Here is an 18,160-nt window from a genome sequence, read left to right as displayed (position 1 = left end):
GTCGACGCGGAGAGGACCGGCCGCGCCGACACTGGACCAGGACCCTTTCCGCCGAACATGACGTCTGAGAGGGCTCCTGGCCTGTTCGTCAGGTTGGAGCGACCCCTTGGGCTCGCTCCGCGATATCCGTGTTGCACCTATTGCGTGAACAGACCTTCGACGATCGGCTTGATCTCGTCGTTCACATTGGCGAGCACAGCATCCTTTGCCGCGGCCTGGAAGGCGGCGCCATCGACTTCGACGAAGGTCATGCCCTGTTCCTCGAGGAAGGCGCGGTCGGCGTCGAGGCTTTCCTGGAAAAGCTCGCGCTCATAGGCCTGCGCGACGGTTGCCGCTTCCATGACGGCCGCGCGATCCTCTTCCGAGAGGCCCTGCCAGGTGTTTTCCGCGATGGTGAGGTAGATCCAGGACCGGACATGCTCGGTCATGTTCACATGGCTCTGGACCTCGTAGAACGAGGCGGAGCGGATCAGGGCGAGGGGGTTTTCCTGCGCGTCGATCGTGCCGTTCTGGAGCGAGGTGAAGACCTCCGAGAACGCCATCGGACCGGGGTTTGCGCCGAGCGCGTCCCAGACATCCACGAAGAGCGGCACGTTCGGCACGCGCATCTTCAGCCCGTCGAGTTCATCGGGCGTGGTGATCGGACGGTTCGAGGTGAGGTTGCGCGGACCGCGGGCGAAATAGGCGATCGGCCGGATCTGGGCCTTCTCGACGATCTGCGCCTCGATCTGGTCCCCGATCTCGCCGGAGGCCACCTCGTCCATGTGCTCGATGGAGCTGTAGGCATAGGGCACGGCGAGAAGTGCGGCCATCGGTGCCCAGTTCTGCAGGCTCTCGCCGGTGATCGTCATGTCGACGGTGCCGAGCTGCATCCCGTTGATGAGGTCGATTTCCTTGCCGAGGCTCTCGTTCGGGAAGACCTCGACCACCATGCGGCCTTCGGTCAGAGAAGCCAGTTCCTCGCCGAACTTGACCGCGGCCTGGTGCCACGGGTTGTCCTCGTTGGCGAGGTGCCCGAGCTTGAGGGTCACCTCCTGCGCCAGTGCCGGGACCGCCGCGAAGACGGCAAGGGTTCCGGCAAGGACGGGTTTTCTCCAATCGAACGTCATTTTTCCACTCCTCCCTGAATGGGTGCATTCACCGGTTCGGGGAGAACCCCCGCCGGCATTTCGAAATACTGGGGGTTGGCCCCGCAGATCTCCGGCAGATCCCGCAGGACCTCGCGCAGATGGACGCGGATCGCCCTGTTGGCGCCCGTCTTGTTGGCCTTCTCGATGCCATCGATCACCGCCACGTGCTGCGAGATCAGCTTGTCGACGGGAAAATGGCCGAGCGAGAGGAAGCGCACGCGATCCATCTGTGCCTTCAGCCCCTCTATGGATTTCCAGGCGCCGCTCTTTCCAGCCGCCTCTGCAAGCGTACGGTGAAAGAGGTCGTCACACTCGATGAAGCGCATGGGCTCCGATTGCGCGACAGCGCGCTGCCCCTCGATCTGGGCGCGGAGATCGCGGATCAGCCCCGGGGATGGGTCATTGGCTAGGATCGCAACGATATCCGCCTCGATCGCCTCGCGCAGGAAACGCGCGTCATGCACGGCGGACCAGGCGATGCGGCTGACGATGGTTCCCCGTTGCGGCAGGATGGCGAGCAGGCCCTGTTCGGCAAGCTTGATGAAAGCCTCGCGGACCGGCTGGCGACTGACATCGAACCGGCGCGCGATCTCGGCTTCCGAGATGCGGTTTCCGGGCTTGAGATCCCCCCGGATGATGCGCGAGCGCAGATGTCGCGCGATCTGTGGCGTGATCGGTTGCGCTGCGTCGAGCGCGCCGTCGATCTCCTCCGGCAGAACCATGATTCGCATTCCTCCCTCTCACGGGATAACACACTACCATACTACCATTCAAATGAGTTTGCTGGTATGTAACCTGCAACAACCGAAGGAGGATTCGACCGTGAGACAAACCTGGCGCTGGTTCGGCCCCAAGGACATCGTGTCCACTGATGACATCGCACAGGCGGGCGCGGAGGGGATCGTCTCCGCGTTGCATCACGTGCCGACGGGCGCCGTGTGGACCCGTGAGGAGATCGCGAAGCGCCAGGGCGAGGTCGCGCGCCTCCGCGATGGCGGGCCATCGGGGCTGACCTGGGACGTGGTCGAGAGCCTGCCGGTGTCGGAGGACATCAAGAAGCAGAAGGGCGCGTGGCGCACCCATCTCGAGACCTACCGCACATCGCTCGAGAATCTCGCCGCCTCAGGGATCGAGGTGATCTGCTACAACTTCATGCCGGTGCTCGACTGGACCCGCACCGATCTAGCATGGCGGCTGCCCAACGGGGGCACCTGCATGCGGTTCGAACTGGCCGATTTCGCGGCCTTCGACCTCTACATCCTCGAGCGGCCCGGTGCGAAAACCGATTATGACGAGGCGCTGCAGGGTGAGGCTGCGCGCCGTTTCGCCGCGATGAATTCCCAACAGAAGAAGAAACTTGCGGAAAACATCGTCTGCGGCCTTCCCGGTGCGGCGGAGAGCTTCTCGCTTGAGGACGTGCGCCAGCACCTGGCGGAATACGACGCGATTTCGGAAGAGCAGTTGCGCGGGCACCTGATCGACTTCCTCAGCGAGGTTGTGCCCACTGCCGAGAAGCTCGGGTTGCGGCTCTGCTGCCATCCGGACGATCCGCCCTTCCCGCTGCTCGGTCTGCCGCGGATCATGTCGACGGAGGCGCACTACAAGGCGGTGATGGACGCGGTGGAAAGCCCCGCGAGCGGCATCACGCTCTGCTCCGGTTCGTTGGGCGCGCGGCCCGACAACGACCTGCCGGGCATGATGGATCGGCTCGGGGATCGCGTTCATTTCCTGCATCTGCGCAATGTGCGTCGGGAAACGGACGACATTCGCGGCTCGTTCTACGAGGATGCGCATCTGGGCGGAAACACCGACATGGCGGCTCTTGTCGCGGCGGCACTGCGCGAGGAAGATCGACGCAAGGCGGCGGGGCGTTCGGACTGGTCGATCCCCTTCCGGCCCGACCACGGACAGGACATTCTCGACGATCTGGGGCGGCAGGCGCAGCCCGGCTATCCGGCCATCGGTCGGCTTAAGGGGCTTGCGGAACTGCGGGGCGTGATCGCCGGTTTGCGCCACGCGATGGCCGCCGACTGAGCCGCGAAACGCGGTATGGAAACGATATGGAATCCATATGGTTTCGGTATGGCTGTTTCGCCATACCGAAACTTGCGAACCGTCAACCGATCTGGCCGTGAATGACGTGACCTGACGGCATACGATCCGGGCCATGCTCGGCTGTGCCTGCCCGCCGCTGCTGCAGTGCAGCTTGGACCTTTGTCGGATTCCCGCCCAACAGGTTCGCTTGGTTAAATGCGCGTCTTGCAGCCAGTGAGACCGCCGATGACTGCCGCCGCCCGTTTGCCCCTGGCCGTGTGCCTGATGCTGGCGCTGATCGCCTCGCAGGCTTTCGCGCTCGAGCGCGAGGATCTCGCGCCCTTCGTCGTGCCGCCCTTCAGCATCGGCGAGCCGGTGAACGACGAAGGTGTCTGGGAACTGCTCAATTCGGGCGGGGCGATGTCGGGGTATGTCTTCGAGACCGAACCGCTCGCGCCCCTGCCCGGTTTCTCCGGCGCGCCGATCAACGTGATGGTGATGCTCGATCTCGACGGGCGGTTCATGGACGTGAAGCTGATTTCGCACAACGAGCCGATCTTCGTCTCGGGCCTCGGCGAGGCCCCGTTCCGGAAGTTCTTCGAACAGTATCGCGGTCTCTCGATCACCTCCTCAATCGTGGTCGGCACGCCCTACGGGAGTGCGAGCAGCGCTGATGCGCTGGTCTATCTCGACGGGGTGACGAAGGCGACGGCGAGCGTTCGGATCGCCCATGAGAGCATCCTCGCCGCGACGCTTCAGGTGGCGCGGGACAAGATGCAAGGCGTGCAGACCGGCCCCCCCGCCCGTCCCGATCCGGACCATGACGAGCCGCTCGATTGGGAAGCGCTTGTGGCCGAGGGGCTCGTCACGCAGCTTGCGGTGACAAACGCGGAGGTGGACGCGGCTTTTGCGGGCACGATCTGGGCCGATGACGATCCGGAGGCCAGCGACTATCCCGAGGAGACCTATCTCGATCTCCGGGTCGCGGATCTGGGGCCGCCAGCGATTGCGCGCGCGCTGCTGTCGGAGAGCAGCTACGACGAGTTGCAGGCGTTTCTCGCGATCAGCGGCAGCGACGAGCCGATCCTGGTGATCGAAGCGGGCCGGCATGGGCTGGTTTCGCCGGATTTCGTGCGCAACACCGCGCCCGACTGGGTGACGATGGAGCAGGACGGGCTGCCGGTGGCGCTGCGCGATGCGGATCTTCTCGTGGAGCTGTCGGAAGACGTGCCCGAGCGTCTGCACGACGGCACGGCAATGATCTTCCGCACCGACCGCAGGCTTGGCTTCGACCCCTCGCGCGAATGGACCATGGGGATCAAGGCGGTGCGCGAACACGGCATGTTCCGCCCCGAGATCGGCTCGGTCACGCTGGAGCTTGCCCATCAGACGGACGCGCGGTTCTTCCTGCGCGAAGAGGTGGCCAAGCCCGCACCGCCCTGGCTCGATGCGCTGCGCAACCGGCAGACCGATATTGCCGTTCTGGGGGCCGGGCTGGTGCTGCTTGGCGGCGTGCAACTGATGGGCATGAACCGGCTTGCGGGCACTCGGTGGTTTCCGCAGATCCGGCTGGCGATCCTCGCGGTGGTGCTGGTCTTTGTCGGCTGGCACGGACAGGGGCAGCTTTCCATCGTGACGCCGCTGGCGACGCTGCGCACCGCCATCGAGGGGGGGAGTTTTGCCTTCCTGCTCTATGATCCGTTTTCGACACTTCTCTGGGTTTTCGTGCTTGTGAGTTTCGTGCTTTGGGGGCGCGGGTTCTTCTGTGGCTGGCTCTGCCCCTTTGGCGCGTTGCAGGAGTTTGCCGACAGGATCGGACGGTGGCTCCGTCTGCCGGTGATAGAGCCTTCGCCCCTGTGGGATGCGCGGCTGCGGAAGCTGAAATACGTCATACTGGCAGCGCTTGTGGCGGTGGCGCTGGTTGCGCCTGCGGCGCTCGACAAGGCGGTGGAGGTGGAGCCCTTCAAGACCGCGATCACGGTCCATTTCGTGCGCGAGTGGTTCTATGTCCTCTATGCCGCCTTCTGGCTGGTGCTGGGGCTGGTGCTCTTCAAGGGGTTCTGCCGCTATGTCTGCCCGCTCGGGGCCTTCATGGCGCTCGGCGGGCTGCTGCGGGGGCGCGACTGGATCGCGCGACGCACGGAATGCGGCTCGCCCTGCCAGCTCTGCAAGGTGCGCTGCCGCTATGGCGCCATCGAACCGAGTGGAAAGATCGATTACTCCGAGTGTTTCCAGTGTCTCGACTGCGTCACGATCCATGATGATCCGAAGCAATGCGTGCCGGTTGTCCTGAAGAAACGCGGCCGGCGCGCGCCGGTGGCGGCAAGGGCCTCCGCTGCGAAGGCCCCTGACGGAGGGCCCGCGCCGCTCCCCGGTTGATTGGGAAGCGGAGGCCGGACTACTCAGCGGTCGATTGGAGGATTGAAGGTAAGGCCGTGGGCCTCGTAGATCGCGGCGATCCGGCCATCTGAGAGCGCGTTGTAGATCGCATCGTCCACCGCGTAGCCCAGCCCGCGATAGGCCATGTGCACCGCAACGCCCAAGGTCCATTCGCCGGAGGCAAACCCCGGCAGCGGCGGCTCGTGGATCGCGATGGCCTCGTTCAGCCCGGCTTCGAGCTGGCCGATGGGACCCATGGCGGCCTTGACCTCGCCGCCCGCCAGCGCGGCCATGCCGTCCTCCATCGTGGGATAGCGGTGGATCATGCCCAGAAGCTGGCCTCCCGCGAGACCGGAGAGGTAGAAATCCGAAATCGAGTCGTTCTCGACCGCCACCGGATCGAAGCGGAAATAGGCCGGGACAGGGGCGTCCTCCGGGTAAGCGGCCTTGTCGTAGGCGATGGCGATGCGCTCGGAGGCATATTGGCCGGTGAAGACCACCTGCTCAACCCGGCAGGCATATTCGCTGTCGTAGGGCACGCGCATCATCACGTTGGAGACGCGCCCGCCGATGATCGCGCCCTTCCAGACGTAGTTGCGCAGGTCCGCATCGAGGTTCTCGCCCGCCGCGACGAGGCGGAAGCGCGGCTCCACCCCGAGATCCTCGGCAATGAGCGCGCCGATCTCGACGTCGATGCCTGCGGGCTTGCCGCCCTCGAGGTAGGAATAGGGCGGAAACTCCTCGTAGAGCGCGAACTCGATCCAGCCGCGCTCGAGGATCTGGTCGAGGTCCTGGCCCACAATGTCGCGGGCGGTGTTCTGCGGCTTGGGACCGGGAACGAAATCCTCGCAGCGCGCGAGGGCCGGGTCGGACGAGGCCAGAAACGCGAGAAGCGCAGCGGCAATCGCTGCCACTGCGCCCTCGCTCCGGATCGGTTTTCGCCTAGTGGGCAACGGGCAGTCCTACGGTGAGGGTCTCGGCGGCCCGCTTGTAGGAGGCGGGCTCGGCGGAGATCTGGTTGGCGGCGCGGAAGGCGATGGAATCCGCGATGGGCGCGCCCGAAAGGGTTTCGACTTGGCTGGCGATTTCCACGAGTTGCTCCTTGATCGCTTCGGCTTCCGGCGAAGCTTCGCCTGCATCCGCGAGCGAGGCAAGCGAGTCGCGGGCATCGCGCAGGTCGGGATAGAAGCCTTCGATCGTGTCCTGGTCGGGCCGGGTCTCGATATAGGTGCGGATCGCCCAGGCGGCCTTCTGTCCGAGAAGCTCACCGAAGGCCGGCATCATCGTCGTGCCATTCTGGGTATAGCCGTTCTGGAACCGCTCGACATACCACTCGTCGCCGAACTCCTCGGCTTCCAGGAAGCGCAGGTCAGGGGCGAGGCCGCCGGAGACGACCTCGAGGCCGTGGCAGCGGGCGCAGTTCTGGTTGTAGCCGGAGGAGCCGATATCGATGGCCGCCGACCAGACATCATCGCCCATGTCGCGATAGGGGTTCTCGATCAGCCATTCCTCGCCCACGTCCGGCAGGGCATCGGTGTTGACCGGCTGCGGCGCCACATCCCCGTGTGCAAGGGCCATGCCGGCTGTCAGGAGAACGGCGGCGAACGGCGTCAGGCTCTCAAGTCTCAAACGGGGCTTCATCTAGCGCTCCCTCCAGTTTTTCTGTTGCTGGACCGAACTTTTACTGGGGGCGGCCGCGGTGCGGTATTGGACGTTCGTAATATGTGGGCCGGATACACCATTGCACCTTGGTCGAATTCCGGGCCTGGGCCGAGGGCAATACTCTTTCCCGAACGGGAGGAGAATCACGACATGCGCATCGGTCCGATACTGGCCGCGATCGCGGTTTCCGCAGGCAGCATCGCCTCCGCCGAAACCGAGCTTGCGGCGATCTATCTCAGGCAGGAGGTTGTCGCGCCGCCTACCCTCTCGAACCTCGACCCGATCCCGGAGGATCTCGGGCTCTCGGGCGCGAAACTGGGCCTTGAGGAGAACCGCACCACGGGGCAGTTCCTCGGCCAGAGCTATGACCTGGATATCGTTTCGGTTGCGCCGGAGGGCGACTTCCTGGCGGCGGCGCGCGAGGCCCTGGCGAAATCCGATTTCATCATCGCGGACGCCCCTGCCGAGCAGCTTATGGAATTGGCCGATATGTCGGAGGCGGAAGGCGCGCTGATCTTCAATGCCTCAAGCGAAGACATGCGCCTGCGTGATACCGAGTGCCGGGGGAACCTGCTGCACACCATGCCATCGCACGCGATGCGGACGGACGCGCTTGTGCAGTTTCTCGTTTCGCGGCGCTGGACCGATACGGCGCAGATCACCGGCACGCTCGCGGATGACGAACTCTATGCCGCGCAACTCGAGGCATCGCTGGTGAAGTTCGGGCTGGCGCCGGGCCCGTCGAAGACCTGGGCCTTCGATGCCGACATGCGGCGCAATGCCGCTCAGGAGGTGCCGCTCTTCACCCAGGATCTGGGCGAGTACGACGTGTTGCTGGTCGCCGACGAGGCCGGCGATTTCGGGCGCTACATCGCCTTCAACACCTGGTTGCCGCGGCCCGTGGCCGGATCGGTGGGCTTGCGCGCGCAGGCCTGGGCGCCGGTGGTCGAGCAATGGGGTGCTGCGCAGCTACAGGGTCGGTTCACCGAACTGGCGGGGCGCGACATGGAGCCGCAGGACTATGCCGCCTGGGCCGCGATGCGCACGCTTGGCGAAGCGGTCACGCGCACGGGCACGGCCGATGCCGCGACCCTGCGAGACTTCATCCTCTCCGACGAGTTCGAGCTTGCGGGCTTCAAGGGGCGGCCCCTGAGCTACCGGGCCTGGAACGGCCAGTTGCGCCAGCCGATGCCGCTGATCGATTCCGATGCGCTGGTGGCGCTCGCTCCCATCGAGGGATTTCTGCACCAGGTGAACGAGCTCGACTCGCTGGGGCTCGATGCGCCGGAAAGCGGCTGCACTGCATTTCAGGGATAGGATCATGAAGGCAAAGACATTCATTGCACTCGCGGCTCTCGCCGCCGCGCACCCTGCATTCGCCGAGGAGATCTGGGTCTCGAACGAGAAGGATGACACGCTGAGCGTGATCGACGTCGACACGCTGGAAGTGACCCGCACCATCAATGTGGGCGAGCGGCCGCGCGGCATCACCTTCAGCCATGACTACAGCCGGCTCTACATCTGCGCCTCCGACAGCGACACGGTGCAGGTGATGGACCCCGAAAGCGGCGAGATCCTCTTTGATCTGCCCTCGGGAGAGGATCCCGAACAGTTCGTGCTCCATCCCGACGACCGGCATCTCTACATCGCCAACGAGGACGATGCGATCACCACGGTGGTCGATACCGAGAGCCGGACGGTGGTGGCGCAGATCGGTGTGGGGATCGAGCCCGAGGGCATGGCGGTTTCGCCCGATGGCAAGATCGCGATCACCACCTCCGAGACCACCAACATGGCGCATTGGATCGATACCTCGACCCATGAGCTTTTCGCCAACACGCTGGTGGACAGCCGCCCGCGCCATGCGGAATTCACCCACGATGGCGGACAGCTCTGGGTGAGCGCGGAGATCGGTGGCACGGTGACGGTCTTCGAAACCGCGGATCAGTCGGAGATCGGCAAGATCACCTTCGAGATCCAGGGGGTGCACCCGGACAAGGTTCAGCCCGTGGGCTTCGAGTTCGACGGCAGCCATGAGACCGTCTTCGTGGCGCTCGGACCTTCGAACCATGTGGCCGCGGTGAATGCGGAAACGCTTGAGGTGGAGGACTACATCCTTGTGGGGCGGCGTGTCTGGCACATGGCGTTCAACTCCGACAAGTCGCTCCTTTTCACCACCAACGGGGTTTCGGGCGATGTGACCGTGATCGATGTGGCCGCGCGCGAACCGATCAAGACGATCAAGGTCGGCCGCTTCCCCTGGGGCGCGGCGCTTCGGCCCTGAGCGGGCGCGGAGTTCCTGCGACCTTGGTCGGAAGGAGGGCTCGGGGCGCGCGTGCTATCCTGCGGCAAAACCAAGTGGTGGACCCGATGTCGAAGAAAGCCGTGCTGATTGCCATGCTGCTGCCGTTCTCTCCTGCCTGGGGCGAGGTGGACGGGGATCTCAACCCGCCCGAAATGACCATCGACCGGGTGCTGGAGAACATCCGTCGCGGCGAGACCGACATGATGACCTGCGCCTCGGGGTATTTCATCACAAAGAAGGGCGAGCATGAGATGGCCCGCGAGGTCTTCGAGACCTGCGCCGATGATGGCTATACCGGCGCGATGACCTGGATGAGCCAGCTCGACGACAACGGCCTGGGCGCGCCGGAAGACCCGGCGGCCGCAACCGAGTGGAGCCGCCGCGCGGCGATGGCGGGCGATCCGGTGGGCCAGTTCAACTATGGCCTCAGCCTGATGCGGGGGCGCGGCGTGGACCGGGACGAAGCCCGTGGGCGGGCCCTGGTCGACGAGGCGGCCGATGCCGGTCTGGGTGTTGCGCAAAGGCTCCGTGGATCGGGATACGATCTCGACGAGGTGACGCCGGACGCGGACAACTGGAAATACGAGCAGCGGCTCTACTGAGGCCCGGCCGCCTTGCGAACTCGTCTCCTGCCCGGTGCCGCGTGGCGCGGAATGGGGCGGGCCTCGATGGGAGCGCACGTGCCGGATGGCCCGGATGCTGAAAGACAGTGTTTCGGGCTGCGTTTCAAGTAATGAATGACAACTCATCCACTTGAAAGCACAAGTAAAACCCCTCAACATACGACCAATGTGCAATTTCGCCCAATAGTCAGAAAACAATAATGAAGGCGAGTGATCCGGTGGCGCGTGAACCGACGCACCGCTGCACGAGACCTGAGCTGGGAGGAAAGAACATGAACCGTTTCATCGCCACCGTGACAGCGGGGCTACTGGTTGCGGGCGCAGCCGGTGCGGAGGTCACCGAGGAGGATCTGGCCAATGACCAGAGCATCACGAGCCAGGTCGTGACCAATGGCATGGGGCGGCATCTGCAGCGCTACAGCCCGCTGGACATCCTCAACAAGGACAACGTGGACAATCTCGTTCCGGCCTGGGCTTTCTCGCTTGGTGGCGAGAAGCAGCGGGGCCAGGAAGCCCAGCCGCTGATCTATGACGGGGTGATGTATATCACCGGCTCCTATTCGCGCCTCTATGCAATCGATCTCGCGACTGGCAAGGAGCTCTGGCAGTATGATGCGCGGCTGCCCGAGGGCATCCTGCCATGCTGCGACGTGATCAACCGCGGGGCGGCGATCTACGGCGACAAGATCTACTACGGCACGCTGGATGCGCGCCTCGTGGCGCTCGACCTGAAGACCGGCAAGGTGGTCTGGCGCGAGAAGCTCGAGGACTACAAGGCCGGCTATTCCTACACGGCCGCCCCGCTGATCGTGGACGGCAAGGTTGTTGTCGGCAATTCGGGCGGCGAGTTCGGCGTGGTCGGTGCCGTTTATGCCTATGACGCGGAAACCGGCGATCTGGTCTGGAAGCGCCCTGTCATCGAGGGCCACATGGGTGAACTCAACGGCGAGCCCTCCACGATGACGGGCGAGCTCAATGCCACCTGGCCCGGCGATATGTGGAAGACCGGCGGCGGGGCAACCTGGCTCGGCGGCTCCTATGACGCGGACACGCACACGCTCGTCTTCGGTGCGGGCAACCCCTCGCCCTGGAACAGCCATCTGCGCGGTGCGGGCGAGCCCAAGGACGACAATTCCGGCGACAACCTCTATGCCGCGAGCCGCATCGGCATCGACCCCGATACCGGCGAGATCAAGTGGCACTTCCAGACCACCCCGCGCGAGGGCTGGGATTTCGACGGCGTGAACGAGGTGGTTCCCTACGTCGACGCGGAGGGCAACAAGCGCTTCGCCACTGCCGACCGCAACGGCTTCTTCTACGTGCTCAACCGCGAGGACGGGGCCTTCGTGAACGCCTACCCGTTCGTGAGCGACATTTCCTGGGCTTCCGGCATCGATGAGACCGGGCGACCGATCTACAACGAGGAAAACCGGCCGGGCGATCCCACGGCAGCGGCGGATGGGGCCAAGGGCGAGACGGTCTTCGCGGTGCCGTCCTTTCTCGGCGGCAAGAACTGGATGCCGATGGCCTACAGCCAGAAGACCGAGCTCTTCTACGTGCCCTCGAACGAATGGGGCATGGATATCTGGAACGAACCGATCTCCTACAAGAAGGGCGCGGCCTACTTGGGCGCGGGGTTCACCATCAAACCGCTCTTCGAAAGCCATATCGGTTCGCTCAAGGCGATCGACCCAAATACCGGCGAGATCAAGTGGGACTACCACAATGACGCGCCCCTCTGGGGTGGCGTGATGACCACCGCCGGTGGCCTCGTGTTCTTCGGCACGCCCGAGGGCAGGTTCGTCGCCCTTGATGACGAGACCGGCGAGGAGCTGTGGTCGTTCCAGACCGGCTCGGGCATCGTCGGCCAGCCCATTACCTGGGATCAGGACGGCGAGCAGTATGTTTCGGTGATCTCCGGCTGGGGCGGTGCGGTTCCGCTCTGGGGTGGCGAGGTCGCCAAGAAGGTCGCCTACCTCAACCAGGGCGGCACGGTCTGGACCTTCAAGCTGCCCAAGCAGCTGGCCGCCGCGCAATAGTCGGCCTCTTCCCCCTGAGCTGACTTACCTCGATGCCCCGGAGAAATCCGGGGCATTTTTTCGTGCGGGTGGGTGTCGGGCAAAGGCAGGATGACGCCGCGTGGCGGAGGATTGATCGCCCGTGCGCGGGGCGTTTTCACCAGGTTCGCGGATAGAGTTTCCAAAGCGATCTCAAGAGAATGCAATACAACAATCCATTGCCCGATTGGAGGCTGTGGTAGCATATTCGTTCTATCTGAACTTTTTGGTGTCAATCCTTGTTCTCTCTTCCGAATTGGCTGCGGTCCAAGCCTCATAATATTGCGCCTTCGAAGTCCCATAGACCGGCTGCAATCGGGCATGGGGCCCATACTAGTGTCGGCACGAACATCGACCGTCCCGTCATCAATCTCTACCGCCCTCACATCACTTCTGGCGATTGTCTGATCATCACGGGCTACCAAGACTTTCTGTCTTCGCTATCGGTGTTGATGCGCGAGGTGGATGTGCTCAGGGATCCAGACGCGGACCTAGACGTTTGCATCCGGCTATCGTTTGGGATCGACACGGCAAACTCCAGACGATTGGCCCGCCAAAGGCCCGTGACAGAAGAGATGAAACTGTACTGGCTGGAGAGGTCCGGCCTCCAGGTCGAAGACGAGGGGGACCTACTCGCCGTGCTGGCAAGGCGTGCCATCCAGTCTGGCAAGATCATGCTCCGAGTCTTCGACCCCGGCCTGGCCCAACAAAGATTTGGAATATCCGGTGAGCGCCGGATGCACTCCAAAATCGTGAGTTCACAAATCGGCGCGGTCGCCGGATCCGCGAACTTCTCCCGGTCCGGACTCTATAGCAACATCGAGTATGCGGATGGACTCGACAGGGGATCACATGAGCTGCAGCTCGAGCGTGCGCACGCAGCGGAGCAGATATGGGAGGTATCCACCGACTGGAATGCAGAGGCACTTTCGATACTCGATAGCCTCATAAAACCGGTTACTGCCGAACACGCGATGGCCCGTATGATCGCCGAGCAGAAGGGTTTCGAACCGTGGCTTACCGGAACTCGGCAGCAGATCACTGGCCATACTCTATTTGATTACCAACAGGAGCTTACCTACGAGGCTTGCGCCATAGTCTACGACCACGGCATCGCATTTGTGGAAGCACCGACGGGTTCAGGCAAGACAGAGATCGGCTGCCATCTTGCCGAGGCGCTATCCGAGACGTTTTCACGGGTCATACCCCGCTCTCCCGTGCATGACGTCGCCAGAAAGAACACGGCAGTCATTGCCCCGCCGAAGGTAATTCCAAGTTGGGAAAGGCATTCCACCAATGCCCTCAAGGCAATTCCAAATACAAGCCTTTCGAAGCTGCGGCTGCGCGGAACCGGCGAAGGCGATAAAGTTGGCTTGAGGCTCGATCAGTTTGGGATTCTCGTTATCGATGAAAGCCATACGGTTACTCCCGGTTTCGAACAGGCGTCCCAGATGGCGGCGGCGGTGGAGCTTGCACCCCCAAGCTGGAACGTCTGTCTGTCCGCGACTTTGCTCGGAAATCGTGACGTGGATTGGCTTGCCCACATGCAAGAGAAGCGGGCATCTATCTTCATGACGCCGGACTACATTCAAAGAATGGGAGAGCTGTTCGATCTTGAAATGAAAAATTCGTCGGACATCTTCGATCAGAACCCTTCTTTTGCAGTTCTGACCGACCCCCAAACAACTCTCTCCAGGCCAACCCGCACGAAACTTGCGGAGTTGATATCGCCGTTCCTAACACGTCGTCAGCGGTGCTGCATTGGTGAAAGCGAAGATCGTACAGAACACGCCTACCCCAGGTTGGCCAACCACGGGCGCCCCCGGAAACTCAAACCCACCAAGTCCCAGAACGCGAGTCTGCAGGAAATCGTTTCTCTATGCAACGAACTCTCTCCTGGCGGAAGAGTTACGGCGATCGAGAAGAGCCGGTTTGGTCACATCAAGACCCAACAGATCACTCAGGACCAGCTTCATATCCGAAACCTCTTGAACATACTCCGCGTGAATACTGGTCAAGCAGCCTGGGAGATGTCTCATGGTGTCATCGGGAAATGGCTGCGTGAATTCGAGCAAGGCAAGAAGACGGGCGGGAACGTGCGTGCATTCGATCAGGCCGACATGTTCGGACTTCTGGGCATTGATCCTTTGGTGCCAACCATGAAATGTGACGCCTTGGCCAAGAAACTTGCTTCACAGCCACTGCGCGACCTCGACGAGAAGCGATATGAAGCGTGTCTTCGCATCCAGAATCAGAAGGACAGGGTTGTCTTCCTCGCGGAAAGAACGGACACGCTCGAGATCTTTGCTGAGGTGCTCTCCCGCCGCGGGGACCATGCGAATTTCGTCGTCGGCAATCAAACGAAGGGTGACGAGAGAGCGGTAAAGACGATTTTCGGTAAGGGACCGGACAGCTTTAGACGGATCACCCAAGGCAAGGCGGTCGAGTCCTATTTCCGCCCCGGTGGAAAGAACGCGCCACCAGGGCCTGCCTCAATCTTCCTGACGTACAAGATGGCAGAAGGTATCAATCTGCAATCGTCAGATACGCTTGTGCTTCTCGGTGTTACATCAAACCTGAAGGAGCTCATTCAGGGATTGGGCCGCATCGACCGCATTGATAGTCAGTTCGGACTTGTGAATTATCACTTGGTGGATATCCCGGTGGGGCATTTTGCGTCTGACGAAAAGGTCGCGAACCGTATCGAGAACTATCGGACACTCGCCGGGGAGGAACTGATTGACGCCCTACAGGAGCTCGGATCGGAGGATACCGAGGTAATCCTGGAGAGCGTGGTAGCCTACTTGAGGTCTTCAAGACGCCTGCGGAACGCCAATTTTCACGACGTTCTTTCGCGAACGAGGGATCTTATCCCATCGGAACATCATTATCTCATCAGCAGGGCAAAGATCAAAGAAACCTGGGGTGCTGAATTGGCGCTAATGTCTGCAAGGGAGACGTTCACGGCTCTTCACCTGAAGGGTGTCGACAAGCCGACCAGCTTCTTCCCGCCGCGTCTATTGCTTCTCCGTTCCTCAGAAGGGGGATTCGTCCTGGACCGAGATCAGTTGGCCTGTGCTCGAACTCTGGAGGCCGCTTTCCAGCGCACGAAGAGCCTTAAAAAGCAGCACGCAGGAATCAGCGAGTCGGATCTAGTTACTGCGCTCGAGACCATTTCCGATCAGTTGAATCGCCTCACCGAGTGGGACCTGAGACCCGCTCGTGTCGAGAGCCTGATGAAAGCCTGTGCGCAGTTCATGAGCCGTCGAGCCGATCGAGAACTCGATGATCGAGAGCTCTTTGGCCACCTGCCTCTCACCGTCATTGAAATGATCTGTGAATCCTGGAGCAGATTGCTTGACCCCTACTGGGAGCAAACCAAACGGGAAGTACGAGATAGTTTCGCCTATGAAGATCTCCCGAAGGGCTACATAGCAATCAATGCGATACTGGAGAAGCTCGAGGAAGACACTTTCCGCTCCGTTGAGGTTCATCGTTTGATGTCGGAAGTGATTGAGGAAGCCGAACTCTTGTCACGTAACCACAAGCCCGAGATTGCTGGCCGGATTTCAGTAGTCTTTTTTTCGGAAGGGGCCGGCGAGCACTAGCGAACAGAAGCTGCCTTTACCTCTTACCCACGGACCGACCTGCTAGTTCCGTCTACAGGAGGAATTGGGCTGCTTGTCTAAGGTACGCTGAAGCACTGCGAAAGACCACTTCGGGCGCAAGGATTTCAGATTTCAGGATATCTGGTGCCGCTGAAGGGACTCGAACCCCCGACCCCATCATTACGAATGACGTGCTCTACCATCTGAGCTACAGCGGCGCTGGCGGGGTCAATATCAACCGCCGGCGGAGCCGTCCAGACCCTGCCGGAGGTTTTCGCGTCGTGATGCTAAATTTTATCGGCGGCCAGGAATTCCGCCACGGCCTCGACGAAAGGTCGCGGCGCTTCGGCATGGAGCCAGTGGCCCGCACCCGGGACCACATGCTGCTGCGCATTGGGGAAAAGCTCGGTGATGCGCGGCCAGTCAGCCTTGCCCACATAATCCGATGTCTCGCCGGTGATGAAGAGCGCGGGCCCGCCGAAGCTTCCCTCGACCTCCGGGAAACCGACGATCTTGGGCATTTCCCTGCCCAGCACGTCGAGGTTCAGCTTCCAAGTGGTGCCGCCCTCACCAAGCTCGAGGCTCTGGAGAAAGAAGGCCCGAAGCGCGGCCTCGGCCACATGGGGCGCAAGGAGCGCGTCCGCGTCGCTGCGCCGAGAGACCTTCGAGAGATCGACCGATTTCATTGCCTCGACATACTGGATCTGGGAGTGCTCGTAGGCCACGGGCGCGATGTCGGCGACGATCAGCCGCGAGATCAGGTCGGGTCGTGAGAGGGCCAGCACCATCGACGCCTTGCCGCCCATGGAATGCCCGAGCAGTTCGGCAGTGCCGCCATGGGCCTCGATCACCTCGGCCAGATCGCCGGCCATGGCGGGATAGCCGTTGTCCTCGGCGCGCGGGCTGGAGCCGTGGTTGCGCATGTCCACCGCGATGACCTGACGGTCTTCGGAGAGACGCTTGGCCACAACGCCCCAGTTTCGAGCGGAGCCGTAGAGCCCGTGGGCGATGACGAGCGGCGGGGTGTCGCGCGGTTCGCCATGAATGATGGTATTGAGCATCGGATTTCCTCAAACGACCAGGGAGGTTATGACGGCATCTTCGGTAATGTCCTGAAACACGAAACCGGCCTCTGTCATGCGCGATTCCAGGTCCGCGAAGGCGCCCTGCTTTCGCGATTCGATCCCGAGCAGGACGGAGCCGAAGTTGCGCGCCGACTTCTTGAGATATTCGAAGCGGGTGATGTCGTCGTCGGGGCCGAGAATGGCCAGAAAATCGCGCAGGGCTCCCGGACGCTGGGGCAGCCGAAGAATGTAGTATTTCTTCAGCCCTTCCCAGCGCAGGGCGCGTTCCTTCACGTCCGGCAGGCGCTCGAAATCGAAGTTGCCGCCCGAGACGACGGCCACCACGCGTTTGCCCGAGAGATCGCCGAAATCGCGCAGGGCATCCACCGCCAGCGCGCCGGCGGGTTCGAAGACGAAACCCTCGGTGTTGAGAATGTCGAGCATCGTGGCGCAGATCCGGTTCTCGGGCGCGAGCGCCACATGGGCGGGATCGACGCCCCGGAGCAGTTCGAAATTCCGCGCGCCGATCTGGGCGACCGCGGCGCCATCGACGAAGTTGTCCACCTTGTCGAGACGCACCGGATGGTCCCTCTCGAGGGCCGTGCGCAGGCTCGGCGCCCCTTCGGGTTCAACGTAGCGGATGGCGGTTTCCGGCGCGCGCTGGCGGAAGACGGCGGTGCTGCCCGAGGAGAGCCCGCCGCCCCCAACGGGCAGGATCAGCAGGTCGGGCGCCCTTCCGTCGGGCATCTGGGCGAGGATTTCGAGCGCGCAGGTCGCCTGCCCCTCGATGATGTCTGGATCATCGAAGGGGGGAAGGAAGCGGGCACCTTCCGCCGCGCAAAACTCCATGGCGGCCCTGAGTGTCTCGTCGAAATAGTCCCCGATGAGACGGATCTCCACCTGCCCCGCGCCGAATGCTTGCGTCTTGCCGATCTTCTGCTGGGGAGTTGTCACGGGCATGAAGATCACGCCGCGGGTGCCGAAATGCCTGCAGGCATAGGCCACGCCCTGGGCATGGTTTCCGGCCGAGGCACAGACGAAATTCCGCCGCTCGGGCTGCGCGTCGAGTGATTTGCGCATGGCATTGAACGCGCCGCGGATCTTGTAGGACCGCACGGGCGAGAGATCCTCGCGCTTGAGCCAGATCTCCGCGCCGCACCGCGCGGACAGGTAGGCGTTCTGCTGGAGGGGCGTCGGCTCGAAGAGCGACCGGAGCGCGGTTGCGGCGGCCCCTACGGCCTCGAGGTCGAGTCTGGGAAGATCGGACATGATTGCCCGCTAGCATGCATCCGCCGATA

General features: G+C 62.7%; 13 protein-coding genes and 1 tRNA gene. 7 read left to right on the top strand and 7 right to left on the bottom strand.

Annotation, left to right across the window (positions count from 1 at the left end):
• Positions 1 to 137 precede the first annotated feature (137 nt).
• Positions 138 to 1,109 carry a TRAP transporter substrate-binding protein gene (locus ACP15W_RS02445; protein ID WP_424931233.1) on the bottom strand — a complete coding sequence of 324 codons (972 nt, stop codon included), beginning with the start codon at positions 1,107 to 1,109 and terminating at the stop codon, positions 138 to 140.
• A complete protein-coding gene (locus ACP15W_RS02440) occupies positions 1,106 to 1,861 on the bottom strand; it encodes a GntR family transcriptional regulator (RefSeq protein WP_424931232.1) in 756 nt (251 codons plus the stop codon). Before ACP15W_RS02440 ends, ACP15W_RS02445 begins: the two co-directional genes overlap by 4 nt.
• 91 nt (positions 1,862 to 1,952) lie before the next feature.
• Between ACP15W_RS02440 and uxuA the strand changes: the two genes are divergently transcribed.
• Positions 1,953 to 3,164, top strand: coding sequence for a mannonate dehydratase (uxuA, locus tag ACP15W_RS02435; RefSeq protein ID WP_424931231.1), 1,212 nt, complete (start codon positions 1,953 to 1,955; stop codon positions 3,162 to 3,164).
• Between the two features lie 246 nt (positions 3,165 to 3,410).
• Complete coding sequence (locus tag ACP15W_RS02430; RefSeq protein WP_424931230.1) at positions 3,411 to 5,543, top strand: 4Fe-4S binding protein; 2,133 nt, start codon at positions 3,411 to 3,413, stop codon at positions 5,541 to 5,543.
• A gap of 23 nt (positions 5,544 to 5,566) precedes the next feature.
• Here ACP15W_RS02430 and ACP15W_RS02425 read toward each other — a convergent pair whose 3' ends face one another.
• Together ACP15W_RS02425 and pedF are read right to left on the bottom strand one after the other, a co-directional pair.
• A complete protein-coding gene (locus ACP15W_RS02425) occupies positions 5,567 to 6,457 on the bottom strand; it encodes a substrate-binding periplasmic protein (RefSeq protein WP_424931229.1) in 891 nt (296 codons plus the stop codon).
• 28 nt (positions 6,458 to 6,485) lie between these two features.
• Positions 6,486 to 7,184: a cytochrome c-550 PedF gene (gene pedF, locus ACP15W_RS02420; RefSeq protein WP_424931228.1), complete on the bottom strand. Its 699-nt coding sequence runs from the start codon at positions 7,182 to 7,184 to the stop codon at positions 6,486 to 6,488.
• Positions 7,185 to 7,355: 171 nt separating this feature from the next.
• Here pedF and ACP15W_RS02415 point away from each other — a divergent pair, with 171 nt between their 5' ends.
• The 5 genes from ACP15W_RS02415 (at position 7,356) to ACP15W_RS02395 (ending at position 15,798) form a co-directional block, all read left to right on the top strand.
• Positions 7,356 to 8,522, top strand: a complete 1,167-nt coding sequence (locus tag ACP15W_RS02415; RefSeq protein WP_424931227.1) for an ABC transporter substrate-binding protein — start codon at positions 7,356 to 7,358, stop codon at positions 8,520 to 8,522.
• A gap of 4 nt (positions 8,523 to 8,526) precedes the next feature.
• Positions 8,527 to 9,489 (top strand): YVTN family beta-propeller repeat protein, encoded by a 963-nt coding sequence (locus tag ACP15W_RS02410; RefSeq protein ID WP_424931226.1) that lies wholly within the window; start codon positions 8,527 to 8,529, stop codon positions 9,487 to 9,489.
• A gap of 86 nt (positions 9,490 to 9,575) precedes the next feature.
• On the top strand, positions 9,576 to 10,112 hold the full coding sequence (locus ACP15W_RS02405) for a tetratricopeptide repeat protein (RefSeq protein WP_424931225.1): 537 nt from the start codon (positions 9,576 to 9,578) through the stop codon (positions 10,110 to 10,112).
• 293 nt (positions 10,113 to 10,405) lie between these two features.
• On the top strand, positions 10,406 to 12,172 hold the full coding sequence (locus ACP15W_RS02400; protein WP_424931224.1) for a PQQ-dependent methanol/ethanol family dehydrogenase: 1,767 nt from the start codon (positions 10,406 to 10,408) through the stop codon (positions 12,170 to 12,172).
• 593 nt (positions 12,173 to 12,765) lie between these two features.
• Positions 12,766 to 15,798, top strand: a complete 3,033-nt coding sequence (locus ACP15W_RS02395) for a DEAD/DEAH box helicase family protein (RefSeq protein WP_424931223.1) — start codon at positions 12,766 to 12,768, stop codon at positions 15,796 to 15,798.
• A gap of 142 nt (positions 15,799 to 15,940) precedes the next feature.
• Here ACP15W_RS02395 and ACP15W_RS02390 read toward each other — a convergent pair.
• The 3 genes from ACP15W_RS02390 to ilvA form a co-directional block, all read right to left on the bottom strand.
• A tRNA-Thr gene (locus tag ACP15W_RS02390) sits at positions 15,941 to 16,016 on the bottom strand.
• 69 nt (positions 16,017 to 16,085) lie between these two features.
• Positions 16,086 to 16,859: an alpha/beta fold hydrolase gene (locus tag ACP15W_RS02385; RefSeq protein WP_424931222.1), complete on the bottom strand. Its 774-nt coding sequence runs from the start codon at positions 16,857 to 16,859 to the stop codon at positions 16,086 to 16,088.
• Between the two features lie 9 nt (positions 16,860 to 16,868).
• Positions 16,869 to 18,131 (bottom strand): threonine ammonia-lyase IlvA, encoded by a 1,263-nt coding sequence (gene ilvA, locus ACP15W_RS02380; protein ID WP_424931221.1) that lies wholly within the window; start codon positions 18,129 to 18,131, stop codon positions 16,869 to 16,871.
• Between the last annotated feature and the right edge of the window lie 29 nt (positions 18,132 to 18,160).

Origin of the sequence: Amaricoccus macauensis (assembly GCF_049800915.1) — a bacterium.
GTDB classification, from domain to species: Bacteria; Pseudomonadota; Alphaproteobacteria; order Rhodobacterales; family Rhodobacteraceae; genus Amaricoccus; species Amaricoccus macauensis_A.
The sequence above is the reverse complement of the archived record's forward strand: the minus strand, read 5'-3'. Positions and strand labels throughout refer to the sequence as shown.

What these genes read in the sequence shown, in the direction of transcription:
- ACP15W_RS02410 (WP_424931226.1), top strand. Translation starts at nt 8,527, where the DNA reads ATGAAGGCAAAGACATTCATTGCACTCGCGGCTCTCGCCGCCGCGCAC.
- ACP15W_RS02415 (WP_424931227.1), top strand. Translation starts at nt 7,356, where the DNA reads ATGCGCATCGGTCCGATACTGGCCGCGATCGCGGTTTCCGCAGGCAGC.
- ACP15W_RS02445 (WP_424931233.1), bottom strand. Translation starts at nt 1,109, where the DNA reads ATGACGTTCGATTGGAGAAAACCCGTCCTTGCCGGAACCCTTGCCGTC.
- ACP15W_RS02400 (WP_424931224.1), top strand. Translation starts at nt 10,406, where the DNA reads ATGAACCGTTTCATCGCCACCGTGACAGCGGGGCTACTGGTTGCGGGC.
- ACP15W_RS02440 (WP_424931232.1), bottom strand. Translation starts at nt 1,861, where the DNA reads ATGCGAATCATGGTTCTGCCGGAGGAGATCGACGGCGCGCTCGACGCA.
- ilvA (WP_424931221.1), bottom strand. Translation starts at nt 18,131, where the DNA reads ATGTCCGATCTTCCCAGACTCGACCTCGAGGCCGTAGGGGCCGCCGCA.
- pedF (WP_424931228.1), bottom strand. Translation starts at nt 7,184, where the DNA reads ATGAAGCCCCGTTTGAGACTTGAGAGCCTGACGCCGTTCGCCGCCGTT.
- ACP15W_RS02385 (WP_424931222.1), bottom strand. Translation starts at nt 16,859, where the DNA reads ATGCTCAATACCATCATTCATGGCGAACCGCGCGACACCCCGCCGCTC.
- ACP15W_RS02430 (WP_424931230.1), top strand. Translation starts at nt 3,411, where the DNA reads ATGACTGCCGCCGCCCGTTTGCCCCTGGCCGTGTGCCTGATGCTGGCG.
- ACP15W_RS02395 (WP_424931223.1), top strand. Translation starts at nt 12,766, where the DNA reads ATGAAACTGTACTGGCTGGAGAGGTCCGGCCTCCAGGTCGAAGACGAG.
- ACP15W_RS02405 (WP_424931225.1), top strand. Translation starts at nt 9,576, where the DNA reads ATGTCGAAGAAAGCCGTGCTGATTGCCATGCTGCTGCCGTTCTCTCCT.